Origin of the sequence: Agromyces cerinus subsp. cerinus (genome assembly GCF_900142065.1) — a bacterium.
Lineage (GTDB): Bacteria > Actinomycetota > Actinomycetes > Actinomycetales > Microbacteriaceae > Agromyces > Agromyces cerinus.
Genome location: NZ_FSRJ01000002.1, coordinates 467572 through 487835 on the forward strand (window position 1 = coordinate 467572; position 20264 = coordinate 487835).

Here is a 20264-nt window from a genome sequence, read left to right on the forward strand (position 1 = left end):
TTAAGTCCCTGCTTTCGTAGAAGTGAACGATTCCACGAGTTTGTCGCGTTCGGCCCGCAAAGCAGTGAACGGCTCGACCATGAGCATGCGATCAACGAATTCGGTCGGAGGCTCGTACTCTTCCGACAGCGACCAGAGATGATGCAGGGCGTCACGCCACCGAGTCGACATTTTGGCAATCTCGTTCTCGTTTTCGATCTTCATGTCCGTTGACATTCGGTTGTAGATGTCGTGGAGTGGGAGTGTTGCTTCAAACATGCGAAGGGCATCTTCGAGCTGCGCGAAACCAGCCTTGTCGAGCCCGTCGCTTAGCGCCTTGAGAACTGGGTGCTCACGGTTCAGTGCGTAGCTGACAGCATCCCGCTCCTGTATGACTTCCCACGGGCGGATGATCTCTTCGTCAATTGCGAACTTGCGACCACGGAAGACTTGAGCTCGTTCGCTGGGCTTCGCCAACGTCCCGGCGAGAGTCCGCAATCGCTGTCTGACAATCTCCGGCGGCACCGCAGACGACTTCTTGATGTCGAGACTCCACAGATGGTCCAAAGTGTTCGGGATCTCAACCCTCACTCGTGTCAATTTGGTCATGTCGGCTCGAGGCATCAATCGAAACCAAGTTCCCCAGATAACCAAACGGCCCTCTCGGTAAACGTAGAACCCCTGCGAGTCGCGTAGAGATCCCGGGACTTGCGCAAGCTTCAACTCCCGGGACGACATCTTGGCGATGATCGGAAGAGTGTATGCCTGCACCACGACATCTGCGCCTTCGAGGTTGATCGTCTCGACGGTTGATCGCTGTGTGCGTGGTGACTTCGAAAGGAATGGGTCAGCGGGCTCCAATTCCACGCTGTTGATTGCGATCTTGGTCTTCCTCAAGCCATCGCCACTGAGGAAGCGGTGAAACACCAACTCCAGGTGGTTCGCGACATCGATCATCTGCTTGTCGAGAAAACTCGGGAAATGGCTCGCTTGCTCGTATAGCCGGTCGAGGACCTGCCACACCACGAGCGTGCCGGACTCCAGAGCAACCAGGTGCTCCGATCCCGGAACCTCTGCGACTTCGTTGTCGTCGAGCACGATGAGCTCCCAAGCACGGACTTTGGCAATGTGGTCCAGGTCCCAGCGCAGGGCGACGATGTCGCTTCCTTGCTTTGTCACGACCGTGAGGCATTTGCATTGCGAGAGAGATGCTGTCTTAAGACCGAGTCCAAAGCGCCCGAGGTCTCCGGGGCGACGGAAGGCTGTCGAGCTCATGCCGGCCAATTGCATCGCGTCCCGAGCGGCAGCAGCGCTCATACCTTGACCGTTGTCGAGGACGGACACAAATGGGACAGGAACTTCGCCGTTGAACGTGATGTCGATGCGCGCGGCTCGTGCTGAGACCGAATTGTCGACGATGTCGGCGATGGCGGTTGGAAGTGAATACCCGACTGCACGCATGGAATTAAAGAGGTGCGCATCCGGTGGCAGTGATTCGGTATGCAACTCAAGCTCCTCCATTGGAATTCAGTCAGCGAACATCGCGGGACTGAACCTCTGAACCTCTGAACCTCAGAGCCGTCCGTACACGTTTCCTGTTCGCGTGGCGATCTCAGCATCCCACGGCAGCATTGCTCCGATCGTCTCAACGTGCAGAGACGCGGCGATGTCGGGAGAGCACGCTGCTGAGAGAATTCCGACTTGTCTGCGGTCGGGCCCTGCCCCGAACGCCCGCAGCAGGAGTAATCTCACCCCCATGGGGCGATTCTTCGTCCCGGCACTGCACCAGGTCATCGTCGACCTGGCCGATGCCGGCGCCGACACAGAGCTGCTCGCGGCAACGCCGGGCAGCAGCCTCAGCACGGCCATTCTGCCGATCATCGCGCTCGTCGCATCGCTGACCGCCGCGGTCTGCGTCGGCACGCTCGTCGTCGCGTGGCTGCGGCCGCCCCCGCCGGGCGACGCGCTGGCCATCGTCGACGCTGAGACCGCCGGCATCCTGCCGGTCGGGTTCGTCTCGGGGGAGGCCGCGACGCGGTGGCTGCCCGCGACGGTCGTGCTGCTCGCCGTCAACGGGGTCATTGCGATCGAGGATCGCCGTGACATCCGTGAAGCCGCCGACCTGCCCGAAGGGGAGCAGCGGCGGGCGAAGGACATCCGCCTGGTGTTCGACGGCGACTACCCGCTGGCGGCTCGCACCGATGTCGAGAACGAGGGTGCCGACGGCACGGTGATCGCCATGCTCGCGCCCGGTCTCGTGGGCGGATCGCGCACGCTCGCGCGCGGCACGAGCGTCGATGTCGACCGGGTCGTGAAGAACAACGGGCAACTGCTCGCGGTCACGCGCGACGGGTTCCGCGACGCCGCGGTCTGGTATCGCGAGAAGCGCCCCGGCATGCGATTCAGGGTGACGACGTATGCAGGCCTCGCCGGTGTGGTGCTCGGAGCCATCAGCCTCACCCTGCCCGATGCGCCCTCGAGGTCGGTCGCCTGGAGCGCGATCGTGATCGGCGCGGCGGCGGTCGCGGTGCGCGTGTTCCTGCCGCGGGCGATTCCGCTGAACGCGGCCGGCATGCAGTTGCGAGCGCGGGCGAACGAACTGCGGGCGGCGATCGAGGGGGCGGATGTCCCGTCCGTCGCCGAAGGGGAGAAGCTGCTGCCGTGGGCGGTGCTGTTCGGCGAGACATCCGTGGTGCGCAGCTTCGCGGAGGTCGCGGCGACGTCGGGCACCCCGCCCACCTGGTATCACTCGACGGCGCCGCTTTCGGTCGACCGACTCGCGTCGTGCCTCGCGATCGTCGCCGCCGAACTCGTGCAACCGATCGGCGTGGGCGGCGGGCGGCTGCAGCGCACTGAGGACTCCCGGTTCGGCGTGCCCATGATCGCCGACACCAAGGGCTGGGGCGGCGGGTACCTCGCCGGCGGAGACGGCACGTTCGGCGATGGAGGAGGCGGCGGATACGGCGACGGCGGGGGCGGCGGGTTCGACGGCGGAGGCGGTGGCTTCGATGGCGGAGGCGGCTTCGACGGCGGCTTCGGTGGCGGCGACGGCGGCGGGGGCAACTGAGCCGACGATCCCGCACACTGGGCGAGGCGCGCGTGCCCCCTTTTGGGGTACAGGAAACACACAGTCGGCGTTCCCTGCTCTGTCAGGCTCGAATTCATGACGAATCCGACGAATGCACCTGCCGGCTGGTACGACGATGGCAATGGGGGACAGCGGTACTGGGACGGGCAGCAGTGGACGAACCACACGGCACCCGCTTCCGCTCAAACCTCGACGCTCACGAGCCCGGCGGTCGCGACCGCTGAGAAGCCGGCGATCGCGACAGAGTCGACCGGCAAGAAGCCGCTCAACGTGCTCGGCCTCGTCGCCCTGATCGTGGCGGGCATCGGGTTCATCTTCGCGATGGTGCCAGGCGCATTCATCATCGGCTGGATCGCCCTGCCGATCGGATTCATCCTGTCGATCGTGGCGCTCTTCCTGAAAGGTTCGAAGGGTCTCGCGATCGCGGCGCTCATCGTGGCGGTCGTCGGAACGATCGTCGGCTTCGTCGTGTTCTTCACGACGGCGGCGAACTCATTCTCCGACGCATTTGGAGGAACGGACTCGACCGTCACGCAGCCGAGCGATGACGGTGCCGAGACCGCGCCCGACGCCGAAGCGGAACCCGGCGCCGAAGCGGGCTCTCGCGAGAACCCCGTGCCCTTGGGCAGCGTGATCAGCGGCGATGAGTGGGACGTCGTGGTCAACAGCATCACGCTCAACGCGACCGACACCGTGGCGGCCGCGAACGAGTTCAACGATGCGCCCGCCGACGGCAACGTCTACGCCGTCGCGAACGTGACCGTCACCTACACCGGCCCCGACTCCAGCTACGCCGCGATGGTCGGACTCGACTACGTCACCGCTGGCGGCGAAGTGATCTCGACGTGGGACAGCTTCGTGATCGGACCGGAGCCGATCCTGGATTCCGGCGAGCTCTACAACGGTGGATCGACGACCGGAAACATCGTCTTCGAGATCCCCGCAGCCGGTGACGGCGTGATCCGAGTGTCCCCGGGCATGCTGGCCGACGAGGTCTTCGTCGCAGTCAAGTAGGTGCGAACGACGGCGACGGCACTCACCAGACGCGGGTGGTGCCGTCGTGGTCGTGGTCGGGGTGTCGGCGGCTACTGAGCTGAGGCGAGCTAAGGCGAGCTGACGCCTGCGTATCCGCACGGAGGCCGCCGCCCCGCATCAGGAGTAGCCTGTGCCGCACACGTGCAAAGGGGGAACGCCGATGCCGTACTTCATCATCGAGCGCAACTACGCCGAAGACGTTCCGGTGCCGCTCGAGGCCGCCGCCGACATCAACCTCATCAACGACGAGGAGGAGGTGCGGTGGCTCTACTCCTTCCTCTCGGTCGACCGTCGCAGGAGCTACTGCCTCTACGAGGCCGCGTCGATGGAGGCGATCCGCGCGGCGGCGGTGCGCGCCGGAATGCCAGCCGACGTCATCACCGAGGTCGACGGCCGCATGATGCCGACCGGCCAGCTCGCCGCGGTGAGCTAGCCACGTCACCCCGAGCCCGCGGTTGAGCCGTCGCTCGCGGCCGCTGAGCCGGCCCATCACCCCTTCGTCGCAATGACTCCCCGGTTGCCGTCTTGGTCGGCGATCACCGTGAGCGATGGCGAGTCGCTGTCGTCAACGACGGTGCCGCCCGCAGCGAGCGCGGCGGCGATCCGTTGCTCCACAGCCTCGGGCGCCACGTAGACCTCGAGGTGGAATCGCTGACGCGGGGCCTCATGCGCGTCGGTCTCTTCGAACCACAGGTTCGGCACCCGCACCGTGGCATCCCGGATCTCGTCGCCGGGGGAGCCGCGGCCCTGGGACTCGGCGCTGCCGGTCAAGAGGGCCGCCCACACTGGGGCGATGGTCGCCGAGCGGGCGGTGTCGAGGCCGAGCTCGGTCTCGCTGACCGACGCCGGGTCGGCGTCGAGCCCGTGATCGGCAGCTATCGACGTGATACGTCGCGCGAGGTCGACGTCCTGCTGGGTCACCCATTCGACGACGTATTCGGTGCCGTCGTCGTCGCGGTAGATGGCGTCGTCGCTGACCAGCTCGAGATCGACGTACCCGGTGCCGATCGAGACGCGCGGGTGGTGGCCGAGCGCGTCGCCCGCCTCACCGACGGCGACGACGAACCTGGCTCCGGCGCCGAAGTCGTCGATCAGGTACCGGGCATGCAGTCCCTGGGCGAGCTTGCGCCAATCGGTCAGGTGGGCCGCGGCGATTTGGTCGCCCATCAGCATGTCCATGTCGCGGAGTGTAGCCCTGTGGCGGCGCAGCGGCATCAGGAAATCCTGCTTCGAGCTCGTGGATGACATCGACGGCGCCGACCCGCATCTCGTTCGCGAGGAGGAAGGCGCCGATACCCGCGGAGGATGGTCGAGCGGCGCTGGCCCGGTCAGCCTGAAGGCATGGACACACCGACACGCACTCGCACGAACCTCCTGAACAGAACGACCACCCCGACGATCCGGTTCTTCCGCTCCCGCCGCCTGCTGGGCGCCATCGGCGCTCTCGCCCTGATCGGCCTGGGCGCGGCGCACACGATCACCAACGCCGGCGGCTTCGCGGCGGACCCGGATGCCTCGTGGCCGCTGTTCCTGATCTTCGGGGTGGGCGTCAGCCTCGTGCTCTGGGTGATCGCCGTCATCGTGTGGCGCTTCTCGCGTCGCGGGGTCGGACGCGTCATGCGCGTGATCATCGCGGTCGTGGGCGTGCTCCTCTGCCTGATGGCCGCCAACGTACTGCGAGTGCACCCCGAGATCATCCTCTCGCCCGCCGGACCCGGACTGTGGTCGCTCATCGGCGGCCCGGCGCTTCTGACGGCGGCACTGCTGCCGGTGCGGGTGAGGTAGACCCGTGGAGCACAGCTCATCCACGGACCGGAACGGTGGAGCAGCGTCACAGCGGAGCTTCCGGGCGCTCCGGTCCGCGCCGTGGTGGATCGCGGCCGCATGGTCCGTCGGCTATCTCGCGGCGGGTACGGCATGGGGTCTCGGGGCATCCGGTTACCCGTTCTCCGGCGGCGGGCCCGGTCCACGTGCCTCGGTGATGGATCCCGTTCCGAGCCATGTCGGCGGCTGGATCCTCGCTGGGGCGGCCGCGCTCGCCGGGGTGCTGGTCGTGCTGATCGCGCGTCGTCCGGCTGCTCGCGTTCCGGCGGCCGCCGCGGTGCTCGTCGGGGTGATGCTGGCGGTCGTACTCACCGACTTCCGGGTGCTGGTGTTCGCCGCCTACTTGCCGGTGATGGCCGTTGCGGCCCTCCTCGGTCACGTCGACCCGCATATCATGGCGACAATGCTCATCTGGCCGAACATCAACCAAATGGTTCTGATGATCGCCGGTGCCAGCTTGGCTTCCCTCGGCATTCGCGGCCTGATGGCTCGGAGCAGTGCAGGCGAGACGACGACGGATGACGCTGCACCGAGGTTTCGCGAAGCGACCGCACGTCGCGTGGGCCGCTGGGCCACCGGCATCGCGGTCGTCATTCCCGTCGGGTACGCGGTCACGCGAATCGGATGGTTCGCCGGCGTGCCGATCGGCATCAGCCCGAGCTTCATGCAGCAGCTCGTCGACGCCCAGGCAGCGCCCATCGGGGCCGGGTTGGGCGGCGTCGCACTCCTCGGAGCCGTGCTGACCCTCGGCCTCGTCCGCCCCTGGGGCGAAATCTGGCCGCGCTGGGTGCCGTTCCTGCGCGGGCGGGCGATTCCGCCGCGGCTCCCGGCCTCCCTCGCGATCGCCATCTCGTTGCCCATCATGTCGGCCGGTCTGATGTACGTGAGGAAGCAACTCGCGGGCGAGGAGTTCGGAGCGACCGGGGCGGAGCACGAGCCGGGAGCGTGGTTGCCCGAGATGTTCTTCCCGGTGTGGGGCGCGGCGCTGGCGATCGCAGCGCTCGCCTACCTCCAGAGGCGAACGGCCGGCCAGGAGCTGGTGAGCCGATCCACAAGCCCACGAGGCCTGGTGAGCGGATGACCTCCATCGTCGACGCGGGGCCCAGGGCCGACGGGCGGCGGGATGGCCCGTTTCGGAGGAATCCGGCGCTCACCGACCTGATCGTGGCGGCCGTGTACGCGATCCCGCTCGGCCTCGTGTCACTGCGCCTGCTGCAGCTCTCCGACAGCCCGCTCGGGTGGCGGGTTCTCGCGGGGGTCGCGGTGGTCGTGCTGCATGTCGCGACGGCGCTGCGGCGCCGGTGGCCTCGAGTCGCGTTCGGCATCGGCGCGGGAATGGCCCTGGTGCTTTCGCTGCTTCCTCCGTTGCAGGACGCCGCGGGGAACGCGTTTCCGGCGTTCGCATTGCCGAGCATCCTCGTCTTCGGGGTGCTCGTGTTCACTGCGGCGCGTGTGCTCGATGCACGGGCCAGCTGGGCCTGCCTGGCCGTCGCGCTCGCCGTGGCCGCCGTCGTCGTGGTTCGGCTCTGGAACCCGGAGGTCTGGGGCAGGCCATCCGACGACGGCGAGCTCATCCTCTGGCGCGCGGCGCTGACGCTCGGCATCACGGCGACGATCCTCTGCCTGTGGGCGCTGGGCCGGCTCGCCCGAGTGCGAGACGCCCATGTCGCAGAACTGAGGGAGAAGGCGGAACGGGCCGATGCCGACCGGGCGCGTGAACAGGCGGAGGCGGCTCGCGCCGAGCGGGATCGCATCAGCCGAGAACTCCACGACATCGTCTCCCACTCCCTGGCGGTCATGGTGAGCCAGGCCGAAGGCGGCCGGCTCTCGGATCCGGCCGCGCCCACTGCTGCGACGTTCGCCACGATCTCGAGCATCGGGCGCGAATCCCTGCGGGACATGCGCGGACTGCTGGGCGTGCTGAGGTCGGATGCCGGAACCGCGCGAGTGCCCCAACCGGGCCTGGCAGATCTGCCGTCGCTGGTGAGCCAGGTGCGGGCAGCGGGCGTGCAGCTCGTCGACGAGGCATCCGGCAATCAGCGACGGCTGCGCCCCGCCGCCGATCTCGCCGCGTTCCGTGTCGTGCAGGAAGCGCTGACCAACGTGCTCAAGCACGCAGGACCCGCACCGGCTGCCGGTCTCAGCCTCGACTGGACGGATGACCGGCTCGTCATCCGCGTCCACGACTCCGGCGCCGGCCCGCACGTCGACGGTGATCCGGGCGGTGCCGGGCTGGAGGGCATGCGGGAGCGACTGCAGATCATCGGCGGTTCGCTCGAGACCAATGGGCGCGCGGGCGAGGGGTTCACCCTCACCGCGACCATCCCCTACGACGACGGGAGCCTGCCGTGATCCGCCTGCTGATCGTCGACGATCAAGAACTCCTGCGCCAGGGCCTCGCGATGGTGGCGCGGTCCCAACCCGACATGCACGTCGTCGCAGAAGCCGGTCATGGCGGCGAGGCGCTCCGGGTGCTCGAGACCGAGCAGATCGACGTCGTCGTGATGGATGTTCGCATGCCGGTCATGGACGGCATCGTGGCCACGCGCGAGATCCAGAAGCTGGTCGACGCTCCGAAGGTGCTCGTGCTCACGACCTTCGACCTCGACGAGTACGCGTTCGACGCGCTCCGTGCCGGAGCGAGCGGGTTCATTCTGAAGGATGCGCCGGGCGAGGAGATCATCGCCGCGATTCGGCACGTCGCAAGCGGCGATGCCGTCATCGCTCCGGCGACCACCCGTCGCCTCATCGACCATCTGACCGCTCCGACCGGCGACCCCGACGCCGTCTTGCGCAGGCTCACCGACCGGGAGCGCGATGTCTTCCTCGGCCTCGCACGCGGCGACTCGAACGCGGAGATCGGGGCGCAGCTGTTCCTGTCCGAGACCACGGTGAAGACCCATGTCGGGCACATCCTGAGCAAACTCGGCCTCCGAGACCGGATCCAGGCCGTGGTGCTGGCCTACGAGACCGGGGTCGTCGCTCGCGGCACCAGACATTCGCCGGATACGCCTTAGCCGCCGTCGCCCGCCAGCCCGTGCTCGCGCGCGAACATCGCCGCCTGCGTGCGGTTGACCGCCCCGATCTTCGTGAGGATGTTGCGCACATGGTTCGCCGCCGTGTGCTCGCTGATCACGAGGGCAGCGGCGATGTCGCGATTGCTGCGCCCCTCGGCGATGAGCGCGATGACCTCGCGTTCGCGCGCGGTCAGCCCGTTCAGTGCAGCGGATGCCCCGGCGCCCGCGTCGAGCGACCGCAGCACCTTCATCAACCCGGCGGGCTCGGCGATCGCGCGTGCCCGGGTGGCGAGCGCGCTCGCCGCAGGCGATCGGGGGTCTGATCGGCGCAGGTGCGCCGCGTGGGCAGCGAGTGCGCGTGCGGCATGCAGGGGTGCGTCGCTGCGCTCGGCGAGTTCGAACGCGGCGTCGAAGCGTTCGGCGGGCAGGCCGAAGCCGCAGAGGGACTCGACCTGGCCCAGGTAGCAGTCGGCGGCGCCGAAGGGGGCGACGAACAACCCCGACATGAGGTTCAGCCCGGCGTACTCGGCGAGCCACGGGTGCAGCACCTCGGCGGTGTCGACATCGCCGAGCCACAGCGCAGCTTCGGTCATGAACACGAGTCGGGCCGGCCAATCGCTCGAGTCGCTCGGCTGGGCCTCGGTGTGTTCGAGCACCCAGGCGAGCGCTCGGCGGGTGGGGCGCTCGAGTTCGAGCTCGGTGTAGATGGCGAGCAGCCCCGGCGCCCAGCGGTCGGTCGGTGACTCGTTGCCGCTGATGAGCGGCCGCACGGAGCCCAGCAGCCCCGCCTCACGGCGCACCATGTAGCTCTGCAGCGAGCTCGCGCCCGACGTCGCATCGTCGCGGAAGATGCTCTCGCGGTGCTGCGCACGGCGTGCGGCCGCCGCGGCGCCGTCGAGGTCGCCCGCCGCGAGCGCCCGGGTGAACCGCACGCACTCGATCCAGTAGTTCCAGTGCCGCTCCCAGTTGCGGCTCATCTCGTCGAGGTGGCGCTCCGACTCGTCGAGGCCGACGCGGTCGCCCACGAGGTACGAGAACGCCGCCCGGTGCATCGCCGCGGCGCCGAGCCAGTCGTTCTCGGCCGAACGGGTGAGCCCCACGAGCTCGGTCGCACGGTCGAGGCGACCGGCGACGTCGCGCGGGCGCAGCGTCAGCGTGATCGAGGCGCGCAGGGTCGCCGCGAGCAGGTGCGGGTCGCCGCGTGCGCGGGCGAGTGCGACGGCCCTGGCGGCGATCGGCTCGGCCGCGTCGACGGCGCCGGTGAACGCCGTCGCCCGGGCGAGCGCGCCGAGCGCCTCGATGTAGAGCGGGTCCTCGTCATCGGCCGGTACGGCCGCGAGCGCGGTGGTGAGCATGTCGCGAGCACGGAACCCGAGCAGGCCGGGGCGCCACGAGGCATCCTCGTAGCCGATCGCGGCGCGCAGGCGCTGCCGGGCGTTGCCCACCTCGCTCGCCTCCTCGAAGATGGCGCGCGCCCGGGCGGTGTCGGCAGCGAGATCCCAGCTCTCCGCGGCGCGCAGCAGCAGCTCGGCACGCTCTTCGGTGTCGGGGGTGATCTCGGCGGCGCGCACGAAGAGCGTGCCCGCATCGTCGTGGGCGATGCGGCCCTCGGCGAGCTCGGCGGCGCGGGCGAGGTACGTCACCGCGCGATCGCCGAAGCCGAGGGCGCGCGCCGCGGAATAGTGGTGAGCGAGCCGCTGCACGAGCCGGGGCGCCGCCGGGAAGTCGGCCTCGAGGGTCTGCGCGATGCGCGCGTGGGTGCGCAGCACCTCGGTCGCGGGAATCACGTCGATGATCGCCTGCCGCGCGATCGCGTGCGTGAACCGGTAGTGGTCGCCCGCGCGGCGCGGCGGCTCGATGAGACCGCCGCGCACCGCGGCATCCATCGCCCCCAGCGTGACCTCGACGGATGCCTCGCTGATGCCGAGCACCTCGGCGAGGTCGACCTCCTGCCCGAGCACGGCGGCGAGCACGAGCACCGACCGCTGCGTCTCGTCGAGCACGGCGATGCGCGACCGTGCCATGTCGCTCACCGTGTCGGGCAGCTCGATGACCCGCTGGTGGCCGCGCTGCTCTGCCTCGACGACCGGCCGCCACATCGCGCGCAGCAGGAACGGGTTGCCGCCCGTGAGCTCGCGAAGCACCTCGGCCGAGTCGAGGGCGCGCTCGCGCGAGAGGCCGGCACGGATCACGACGTAGTCGGCGATCTGGTCGAGGGTGAAGGGCGAGAGCTCGATGCGCTGCACGCCGGTCAGTCGCGCGAGCGGCGCGAGGGAGTCGGCGAGCGGCTCCGAGCGATCGGGCGGGGAGTTGCGGAACCCGCCGAGGAGCAGCATCCGGCTGCCGGTCGTGCCCTCGACGACGCGGCTGAGCAGCCGCATGGCCGCCGGCCCCGCCCAGTGCAGGTCGTCGAGGGCGAGCACCATCGGTCGGCGCTCCGCCGCCGCGCGCAGCACGTCGACGACTGCGGAGTACACGCGCTCCTGCCCGGTCGAGCGGTCGGCGGCATCCTGATCGGTCTGCTCGAGCACGCGTTCGAGCAGCTCGGCCGATTCGAGGGCGGATGCCGCGGCGGCATCCGCTCGGTAGGCGGGCAGCACTGCGCGCAGCGGCTCGTCGAACGGTTCGAACGGGGCGCCGATCTCCTGGATGCAGGAGCCGGCGAGCACGGCGGCGCCGCCCGCGCTGAGTCGGGTGCACACCTCGCTCACGAGTCGCGACTTGCCCGAGCCCGCGTCGCCGCTGACGAAGACCGCCCGCCCGGCGCCGGTGAGCGCATCGGCCCACGCGGCATCGAGCGCCGCGACCTCGTCGTGTCGCGCGATGAACGGAGGCTGGCCGGAGGTCGTCCAAACCGCCGGCAGCGCCGGGGCGGACCAATCCCGCATGCCCCTCACGATAGTCCGCGGCCGAACGCGCGGCGATGACCCGAATTGACTACGAGCACGGCCGCACGAAGATGGGCCGGCCTCGTCATGCGGCGTGGTCACGACGTTCCTACCGTGAGCATCAGCGGTACTCCTCCAGAAGACCGCACCAGGGAAGGACACAGATCATGAACGCACGCGCGTTCCTCATCGTCCCGGCCGTGCTGGTCTTGGGCGTGCTGGCCGGATGCGGCCAGACCGATGGCGGAGCCGGCGCGGGAACCGGCACCACCCGAGTGAAGATGCCGTCGACCGAGGTGTGTCACATGGCCGGCTACATTCGCGACCGGGCGCCCGAAGGTCTCTGCGACGATGCCGGAGACGCCCCCGCGACCGAGAGCGTCGAGGGAGCCGTCGTCGTCGACGACGACCTGTCGCCCCTGAGCGGGAGGTGAGACGGCGAGTGAGACGGCCGACACGACGAAGGTGGGCGGATGCCGCGGCATCCGCCCACCTCGTCGTTCCGCCTATTGCTGCTTCAGCCGCTTGAGCTGCTGCACCGCCTTCTCGACGAGCTTCGTCACGTCTTTCACGTCTCGTGCCGTGGCCCGCGAGCCCGCGAGCACGACCTCGCCGGTCGCGACGGCGTCGTCGAGGTTCGCGAGCGAGGCATCCGTGTACTTCGACCGGTCGACCGTCGTTGCACGTGCGAGTGCAGCTTCAAGGGCGGCCGTGTCGACCGGGGCGGCCGACGACTCGGGAGCGACCAGGCGCACCTCGTCGAGCACGCCCCACGCGCCCGCCGAGAGCGAGAACTCAGCCGAGATCTCGACGACGCCGTCGGCGCCGACGACGATCTCGGGCACCGACGCGGTGTGGAACTCGTTCCATGCCGTGAACTCGAGCGGCGCGCTCCACGAGCCGGCCGAGGTCGTCGCCGAGAGCACGCGCGTGTCGGTCGACGGGCTGTTCGTGCCCTGCGTCGTCGCCTCGAGCACGTAGGTGCCGGCGGGCACGCCCGTGAGGGTCTGCGTCGCCGAGGTCTCGTAGGCCCAGCCGTTCCAGAACGTCACGGCGAAGTCACCGGCGGATGCATCGGCGCTCTCCTGGCGCGAGGCGGGCCCGGTGAGCTGCCACGCACCCATGTCACTGCTCTCGAAGCCCGGGTTCTGCACGAAGTTCGGGGAGACCACGTCGACCGTGGCCGTCACCTGCAGGCCCGAGTCGGTCGTGCCGGGGATCTCGTACGAGCCCGGTCCGCGGATCCAGTCGACCGCACCGCTCCAGTCGACCGACGGATGCTCCGTGGTGCCGTCGTTGAACTCCACGGCGATCGTGTCGGGCAGGGTCACCGCCGAGCCATCCGTCACCGTCAGTGCGACCTGCTCGATCGTCGTGATCGCGCGCGGGGCGACCGCACCGGTGACGACGTACTCGAAGGTGCGCAGCGACTCGAGGGGCGTGCCGTTCCACGCGAAGAGCGACTGGTTGTCCCACGCCGAGCCGCCGAAGAATTCGCCGACGTGCACGGGGTCGTAGTCGCTCGCGGCGCTCGTCGCCCAGCCCGAGCCGTCGCGCTCCCAGAGCACGCGGTTCGCCTCGACCTCTGCAGCGGGGCCGACGGGCAGCCACGCGGGCTCCCAGTAGAAGACGCCGATGCCGGCGTCGCCGACGGCGGTGACCGCGGCGATCACGTCGCGCAGCTGGGTCGCCTGGCCCTGCACGCTCACGGGGTACTGCCCGGTGATGCCGCTCGCGCCGATGACATTGCCGTACCCGTCGCCGTCATCGAGGGTGCGCGCCCACGAGGTCTCGGCGACCATGACCTGCTTGCCGTACGTCGTCGCGATGTCGTCGAGCACCGCCGTGAGGTTCTCGGTCGTGCCGTGCCAGTAGGGGTAGTACGAGCTCGCGAAGACGTCGTAGTCGACGCCGAACTGCGCGAGGCCCGCGGCGTAGGTCGCGTAGCGGCCGGGCGTCTCGGGGTTGGTGAAGTGCACCGCGACGAGCGCGTCGGGCAGCGTCTCGCGCACGGCGGCGCTGCCCGCCGAGACGAGGGCTGCGAACTGCGCGTCGATCGCCGTGCCGGCCCGCGTGTGCCCGGCGATGGCGTTGTTCGTCTCGTTGCCGATCTGCACCATCGACACGTCGACGCCGGCGGCGTCGAACGCCTGCAACGACGACACCGTGAAGTCGTGCAGGGCGGTCACGGTCGCGGCATCGGAGAGCCCGGCCCACGCCTTCGGCACGAGCTGTCGGCCGGGGTCCGCCCAGAAGTCGGAGTAGTGGAAGTCGACGAGCACCTCGAGGCCCGCCGCGGTCGCCCGCTGCCCGATCTCGACGGCGCGTGCGACGTCGACGTTGCCGCCGCCATACCCACGGCCGGTCGCGTCGAACGGGTCGTTCCAGACCCGCACGCGCACGGTGTTCACGCCGTCGGCGGCGAGCACGTCGAAGAGGTCGGCCGGCGTGCCCGACGCGTCGCGGAAGACCACGCCGCTCTCCTCGAGCGAGAGCACCGTCGAGACGTCGACGCCGTTCACGAAGTCGGGGGAGAGCCCGTCGACCTTCGCGACGGAGATGCCCGCCTCGACCGGGCCGCCGCCCGGCCCGTCACCCGATTCGGATGCCGCGGCCGCCGCAGCCCCGGCGGGTATCGCGATCAGGGCGGCGAGCGTCGCCGCAAGGGCTGTCGCCCCGGCCCTTCCTGGTTGTCTCTGCACGATCCGTTTCCCTCTCGATCAGGCAGCCTCAGGGGTCGCCGCCCGAGCCGGGCGAACGGATCCGCGGCGCTGCGGTGTTCGGTTCTGGTGGTGCTGGTCTGGTGGAGCGGTGCCGGCTACTCCTCGGTCGGCGCGAGCCGGATGACGCGGGTGCCGCCGGCGGGCACGAGTGCCGAGGCATCCGTCGCCGCACCGGTCGCGACATCGACGCCCGCCGCAGCGATCACGGCATCGGTCTCGGCGTGGTTGATGGCGACGAGGTAGCGGGTGCCGTCGCCCGCGACGCGGATGACGCGTTCGAGCCCGGCCGGTGGCGCCGCGGCCTCGAGGCCGGCGTCGGCGAGCACGCCGCCGATGAACGCGGCGAGCTCGTCGCCGTCGAGCCTCGTGGAGAGGTACCAGGCGGCGCCGTCGCCGAGCGCGTTGCGGGTGACGGCGGGCAGGCCCGCCGCCGGTCCGTCGACGAATCGCTCGACGGCGGCCGCGCCCTCGAGGTGGATCTCATCGGTCCACACCGCACCGCGCGACCCGTTGGTGAGGGCGACGAGACCACCCTCGCGGAGCGGCTGGAACTCCTCGATCGCGAGGCCGAGCACCTCGCGCAGGCGCCCCGGGAACGGGCCGGCCGGCACCGAGTCGAATTCGTCGACGATGCCCGAGAAGTACGACACGGCGAGCACGCCGCCGCCGGCCACGTAGCCCCGCAGGTTCGCGGTCGAGGCCTCGTCGAGCAGGTACAGCGACGGCGCGAACACGGCCGAGTAGCCCGAGAGGTCGGCGCCAGGGTGCACGAAGTCGACGGTCACGCCGAGCTTCCACAGCTCGGAGTAGAACGCCTCGAGCCGCTCGCGGTGCGAGAGGTCGACCGAGGGCCGCCACTCGAGCTCCTGCGCCCAGAACGACTCGGTGCTCCAGATCACGGCGACGGATGCCTCGACCCGGCTGCCGCGCAGTTCCGAGAGGTCGCCGACGAGCTCGCCGAGCCCCACGACCTCCTTCCATACGCGCGACGAACGGCCGGCGTGGGGGAGCATCGCCGAGTGGAACTTCTCGGCGCCGAAGCGGCTCGCGCGGAACTGGAAGAACATGATCGCGTCGGCGCCGCGGGCGAGGTGGGCCATGCTGTTGCGCGCGAGCTCGCCGGGGCGCTTCGCGACGTTGCGCGGCTGCCAGTTGACCGCCGAGGTCGAGTGCTCCATGAGCACCCACGGGCGGCCGGCAGCGAGGGAGCGGGTGAAGTCGGCATCCATCGCGAGCATCACGTGGGCGTCGATGCGCGAGGCCGTGAGGTAGTGGTCGTTCGAGACGATGTCGACCTCGGGCGCCCACCTCCAGTAGTCGACCGAGGGGCAGCTCGTGGCCATGAAGTTCGTCGTGATGGGCTGCGCGGCGTGCCGGCGGATCGCGTCGCGCTCGAGCACGAAGCACTCGAGCAGCGCGTCGGAGCTGAACCGCTTGAAGTCGAGCTGGTGGGCGGGGTTCGAGACGCTCGCCGACTGGCGGGGTGCGTCGATCTCGCTCCACTCGCCGTAGACCTGCCCCCAGAACGTCGTGCCCCACGCGCGGTTCAGCGCGTCGAGCGATCCGTAGCGCTCCGCCAGCCAGTGGCGGAAGTTGGCGACGGATGCCTCGTCGAAGCTCTCGGAGACGGGGGCGCCGTACTCGTTGTGCACGTGCCACATGACGACCGCGGGGTGCTGCGCGTAGCGCTCGGCGAGCCGCTCGGCGATGGCCGATGCCGCCCGGCGGTACTCGGGGCTGCTCGGGCTCACGATGCCGCGCGAGCCGAAGCCGAGGGCGACGCCGTCGCGGGTCACGGGCCGCGCCTGCGGGTACGCCCTCCAGAACCAGGCCGGCGGCACGGTCGTGGGCGTGCCGAGGTCGACGTCGATGCCGGCGCCGGCGAGCAGGTCGAGCACCTCGTCGAGGAAGGCGAAGTCGTATTCGCCCTCGCGCGGCTCGAGCAGCGCCCACGAGAAGATGCCGACGCTCACGAGGTTCACCCCGGCCTCGCGCATGAGCTCGATGTCTTCGAGCCACGTCTCGCGGGTCCACTGCTCGGGGTTGTAGTCGCCGCCGAAGCGGATCGCCGAGGTGCCGGGCATCCAGCCGCTGCGCGCCGCGGGCGTCGGCGACGGCGACGCGGCCGTCGAAGTCGAGGCCGCGGAAGCGGGAGCGGCGGTCGCCTCGGCGCCCGTGACGGGGGCGGGGCGTGAAGTCGGCGCAGGCTGCGAAGGCATGGAGTGTTCTCCCTTGAAACTGTGTGCGGTCACAGTTCTAACACAGGTTGAGATCGTTACGCCATCTGCTGATCCCGGAGTTGACATGAAAGCTGGGCTGTGCGTTACTGGGATCGCTCACAGGCACAACGTGGTCCTCTCTCGATCGCGTGCGGCCACGGGGCATCCGCAATCACAGCTTTCGACAAGGAGGACGAATGCGTGCAGCATTCCGCACCGGCGCCGTTGCAGCCGTTGCCGCAGCAGCGCTGATCATGACCGGTTGCTCGGCCGATGCCGGTTCCGGGGGCAGCGCCGACGATCCCGTGGAACTCACCTACTGGGCCTGGGCGCCGAACCTCGACAAGGTCGTCGACCTCTGGAACGACGAGAACCCCGACATCCAGGTCACCGTCAACAAGCAGGACGGCGGCGACCCCGCGATCACCAAGCTGCTCACGGCGATCAAGGCCGGCAGCGGTGCACCCGACCTGATCCAGGCCGAGTACCAGAAGATCCCGACGCTCGTCTCGTCCGACGCCCTCGCCGACCTCGCCGGCACGAGCGCCGCCGACCTCTCGGGCGAGTTCCCGTCGGGTGTGTGGGACTCGGTCACCCTCGGCGGCGACGCGCTCTACGCGATCCCGCAGGACACCGGGCCCATGATGTTCTACTACCGCGACGACATCTTCACCCAGTTCGGACTCACCGTGCCCACCACGTGGGAGGAATACGCCGAGACGGCCCGCGCGCTGCACGCGGCCGACCCGAGCAAGTACCTCGGCACCTTCTCGTCGAACGACGCCGGCTGGTTCGCCGGGCTCGCGCAGCAGGCCGAGGCCGAGTGGTGGTCGATCGACGGCGACGCCTGGGGCGTCGGCATCGACGAGGAGCCCACGCAAAAGGTCGCCGATTACTGGGGCGGACTCGTCGAGGAGGGCGTCATCGACAACAAGCCGATGTACACCCCCGAGTGGAACGCGGCCCTCAACGACGGCACGCAGGCCGGTTGGCTCGGCGCCGTCTGGGGGCCGGGCGTGCTGAGCGGCAACGCCGCCGACACCGCGGGCATGTGGAAGGCCGCGACCCTGCCCAACTGGGGCTCCGACGCCTCAAACGGCAACTGGGGCGGCTCGTCGACGGCGGTCACCTCGCAGTCGAAGCACGTCGACGCCGCGGTGAAGTTCGCCACCTGGCTGAACACCGACCCCGACGCCGTGCAGGCGCTCGTCACCGAGACGGGCATCTACCCGGCCTCGACGGATGCCGCGGCATCCACCCTCTCGGAGGCGCCCGAGTTCTTCAGCAACCAGCCCGACTTCTACGACGTCGCGGCCGAGGCTGCGCAGTCTGTCGCGCCCTTCCAGTACGGCCCGAACGTGAACGTCGCGTTCAGCGCCTACAACGATGAGTTCGCGAAGGCCGCCGAGTCGAAGACCCGGCAGGCGTTCCTCGACGCCGTCGCGGCGATGCAGCAGATCACCGTCGACGACCTGGAGTCCAGCGGCTTCACCGTCGCCGACTAGTTCGCGCGTGAGGGGGTGCCGCGCCGCGGCGCCCCCTCGCACCTCCACCCGCCCCTGGAAGGACCGACACATGACCGCAACGGTCGAAGCCCCGAGCGGCGACACCCGGCCGGCCCGGCGTGCGCCGCGGCATCCGGTGAAACGGCGCACCGCCGCCCGCCGTCACGTCACCCCGTGGATGATGCTCGCGCCCGGCATCGTGCTCTTCACGCTGTTCATGGCCGCGCCGATCCTCTACACCTTCGTGCTCTCCTTCCAGAAGGAGCTCGTGTCGGGACTCGGTCTCGGTTCGGGCTCGCGCACCCGCACCTTCGCCGGCCTCGAGAACTACGTCGCCACGTTCACCGACCCCGAGTTCCTCGCGAGCGTCGGCCGGGTACTCGTCTACGGGCTCATCCTCGTGCCGACGATGCTCGGCCTCGCACTGCTCTTCGCACTGCTGCTCGACGCCCGGCGCACGGGGGCGAAGGGCTTCTCGCGGGTCTCGATCTTCCTGCCCTACGCGGTGCCCGCGGTGATCTCGTCGCTGCTCTGGGGCTTCCTCTACCTGCCGGCGGTCAGCCCGTTCTACTGGATCTTCGAGCAGCTCGGCTGGGACGACGTGCCGTCGCTGCTCTCGCCCGGCCTCGTCGTGTTCGCCATCGCGAACATCGGCCTCTGGGGCGGTGTCGGCTTCAACATGATCGTGATGTACACCTCGCTGAAGGCCGTGCCGACCGAGATCTACGAGGCAGCGCGCATCGACGGTGCGAGCGAGCGCCAGATCGCGCTGCGCATCAAGGTGCCGATCATCATGCCCGCGCTCATCATGACCGCGCTGTTCTCGATGATCGCGACGCTGCAGGTGTTCGCCGAGCCGACCACGCTGCGCCCGCTCACCAACAGCCTCTCGACGACCTGGTCGCCGCTCATGTACGTCTATCGCGACGCGTTCACGCGCGACGACATCTACTCGGCCGCGGCCACCTCGGTGATCATCGCCGTGGCGACGTTCGCCATCTCCTTCCTGTTCCTCCGCGTCGTGCAGCGACGCGCCTTCGGCCAGGAGGACTGAGCCGTGACCATCACCAACCAGACCCGCGCCATGGTCGTGCCCGAATTCCACGAGGCATCCGACCGGCGCAGCCGAAACGGCGACCAGCGGATGCCGCTCGCCATCGGCTCCACCGCCGTGCTGCTGCTCGGCGCCCTGTACTGCCTGCTGCCCGTCGCCTGGGTCGTCATCGCCTCGACGAAGGATGCGTCGGAGCTCTTCTCGACGTTCACCTTCGCGCCGAGCACCCACCTGTGGGACAACATCGTCGAGCTGACGAACTACCGCGACGGCCTCTACTGGCGATGGATGGCGAACACCGCGCTCTACGCCGGTTTCGGCGCGATCGTCTCGACCTACGTGTCGGCACTGTCTGGCTATGCGCTCGCGAAGTACGTGTTCCCGGGCAAGAACGTCGTGTTCCGGGTGCTGCTCATGGGCGTGCTCGTGCCCGGCGTCATCGTCGCGATCCCGCAGTACCTGCTGCTCGCGCAGGTCGGGCTCACGAACACCTACTGGTCGGTGCTGCTGCCGCAGCTCATCAGCCCCTACGGCATCTACCTCGCCCGCATCTACGCGGCGGCGGCCGTGCCGACCGACATCATCGAGTCGGCACGCACCGAGGGCGCGCGCGAGCTCTACATCTTCCACCGCATCGCGCTGCCGATGATGGGGCCGGGGCTCGTGACGATCTTCCTGTTCCAGTTCGTCGCCGTGTGGAACAACTTCATGCTGCCGTACATCATGCTCGGCAACGACGAGCTGTTCCCGATCACGGTCGGGCTCTCGGGCCTCTTGAACCAGGGGGCGTCGCTGCCGGCGATGTACACGCTCGTGATCACGGGAGCACTGCTGTCGATCATTCCGCTCATCGTGCTCTTCCTCGTGCTGCAGCGGTACTGGCGCGTCGACCTCGCCGCCGGTGCCGTGAAGGCATGACCACTCATACACTG

16 protein-coding genes are annotated in these 20264 nt (G+C 69.3%); 11 read left to right on the plus strand and 5 right to left on the minus strand.

Annotated elements, in window-relative coordinates; genetic code table 11:
• Positions 1-1500: an ATP-binding protein gene (locus BUR99_RS08185; protein WP_084183826.1), complete on the minus strand. Its 1500-nt coding sequence runs from the start codon at positions 1498-1500 to the stop codon at positions 1-3.
• 235 nt (positions 1501-1735) lie between these two features.
• On the opposite strand from BUR99_RS08185, the gene BUR99_RS20415 reads away from it, so the two are divergent.
• From BUR99_RS20415 to BUR99_RS08205, 3 genes are all read left to right on the plus strand, one after another.
• A complete protein-coding gene (locus tag BUR99_RS20415) occupies positions 1736-3046 on the plus strand; it encodes a hypothetical protein (RefSeq protein WP_200802705.1) in 1311 nt (436 codons plus the stop codon).
• Positions 3047-3142: 96 nt separating this feature from the next.
• Positions 3143-4081, plus strand: a complete 939-nt coding sequence (locus BUR99_RS08200; RefSeq protein ID WP_084183827.1) for a DUF2510 domain-containing protein — start codon at positions 3143-3145, stop codon at positions 4079-4081.
• A gap of 181 nt (positions 4082-4262) precedes the next feature.
• On the plus strand, positions 4263-4535 hold the full coding sequence (locus tag BUR99_RS08205; RefSeq protein WP_074259870.1) for a DUF4242 domain-containing protein: 273 nt from the start codon (positions 4263-4265) through the stop codon (positions 4533-4535).
• Between the two features lie 56 nt (positions 4536-4591).
• Here the strand turns inward: BUR99_RS08205 and BUR99_RS08210 are convergent, their stop codons facing one another.
• Positions 4592-5281 (minus strand): VOC family protein, encoded by a 690-nt coding sequence (locus tag BUR99_RS08210; RefSeq protein WP_074259871.1) that lies wholly within the window; start codon positions 5279-5281, stop codon positions 4592-4594.
• A 162-nt stretch (positions 5282-5443) separates the two neighbouring features.
• On the opposite strand from BUR99_RS08210, the gene BUR99_RS08215 reads away from it, so the two are divergent.
• The 4 genes from BUR99_RS08215 to BUR99_RS08230 all read left to right on the plus strand — a co-directional run bounded on the left by BUR99_RS08215 (position 5444) and on the right by BUR99_RS08230 (position 8943).
• Positions 5444-5887 (plus strand): hypothetical protein, encoded by a 444-nt coding sequence (locus tag BUR99_RS08215; RefSeq protein ID WP_074259872.1) that lies wholly within the window; start codon positions 5444-5446, stop codon positions 5885-5887.
• A 316-nt stretch (positions 5888-6203) separates the two neighbouring features.
• Positions 6204-7007 carry a hypothetical protein gene (locus BUR99_RS19960; RefSeq protein ID WP_143231544.1) on the plus strand — a complete coding sequence of 268 codons (804 nt, stop codon included), beginning with the start codon at positions 6204-6206 and terminating at the stop codon, positions 7005-7007.
• Entirely contained in the window at positions 7004-8278 is a 1275-nt protein-coding gene (locus BUR99_RS08225; protein ID WP_143231545.1) for a sensor histidine kinase, read from the plus strand. The genes BUR99_RS19960 and BUR99_RS08225 overlap by 4 nt, the downstream gene beginning before the upstream one ends.
• Positions 8275-8943: a response regulator transcription factor gene (locus tag BUR99_RS08230; RefSeq protein ID WP_268755253.1), complete on the plus strand. Its 669-nt coding sequence runs from the start codon at positions 8275-8277 to the stop codon at positions 8941-8943. The genes BUR99_RS08225 and BUR99_RS08230 overlap by 4 nt, the downstream gene beginning before the upstream one ends.
• Here BUR99_RS08230 and BUR99_RS08235 read toward each other — a convergent pair.
• The gene (locus BUR99_RS08235; protein WP_074259874.1) at positions 8940-11831 is read right to left on the minus strand and encodes an ATP-binding protein; all 2892 of its coding nucleotides are present in this window, start codon (positions 11829-11831) and stop codon (positions 8940-8942) included. The genes BUR99_RS08230 and BUR99_RS08235 overlap by 4 nt on opposite strands.
• Before the next feature lie 167 nt (positions 11832-11998).
• Between BUR99_RS08235 and BUR99_RS08240 the strand changes: the two genes are divergently transcribed.
• The gene (locus tag BUR99_RS08240) at positions 11999-12265 is read left to right on the plus strand and encodes a hypothetical protein (RefSeq protein WP_074259875.1); all 267 of its coding nucleotides are present in this window, start codon (positions 11999-12001) and stop codon (positions 12263-12265) included.
• A gap of 72 nt (positions 12266-12337) precedes the next feature.
• Here the strand turns inward: BUR99_RS08240 and BUR99_RS08245 are convergent, their stop codons facing one another.
• On the minus strand, positions 12338-14533 hold the full coding sequence (locus BUR99_RS08245; protein ID WP_234980796.1) for a glycosyl hydrolase 53 family protein: 2196 nt from the start codon (positions 14531-14533) through the stop codon (positions 12338-12340).
• 116 nt (positions 14534-14649) lie between these two features.
• Entirely contained in the window at positions 14650-16638 is a 1989-nt protein-coding gene (locus BUR99_RS08250) for a beta-galactosidase (RefSeq protein WP_074259876.1), read from the minus strand.
• A 332-nt stretch (positions 16639-16970) separates the two neighbouring features.
• On the opposite strand from BUR99_RS08250, the gene BUR99_RS08255 reads away from it, so the two are divergent.
• The 3 genes from BUR99_RS08255 to BUR99_RS08265 all read left to right on the plus strand — a co-directional run bounded on the left by BUR99_RS08255 (position 16971) and on the right by BUR99_RS08265 (position 20250).
• Positions 16971-18278 carry an ABC transporter substrate-binding protein gene (locus tag BUR99_RS08255; protein WP_074259877.1) on the plus strand — a complete coding sequence of 436 codons (1308 nt, stop codon included), beginning with the start codon at positions 16971-16973 and terminating at the stop codon, positions 18276-18278.
• A gap of 70 nt (positions 18279-18348) precedes the next feature.
• Positions 18349-19332, plus strand: a complete 984-nt coding sequence (locus tag BUR99_RS08260; protein ID WP_074259878.1) for a carbohydrate ABC transporter permease — start codon at positions 18349-18351, stop codon at positions 19330-19332.
• Positions 19333-19422: 90 nt separating this feature from the next.
• Positions 19423-20250: a carbohydrate ABC transporter permease gene (locus BUR99_RS08265; RefSeq protein ID WP_074260304.1), complete on the plus strand. Its 828-nt coding sequence runs from the start codon at positions 19423-19425 to the stop codon at positions 20248-20250.
• The last annotated feature ends 14 nt before the right edge of the window (positions 20251-20264 follow it).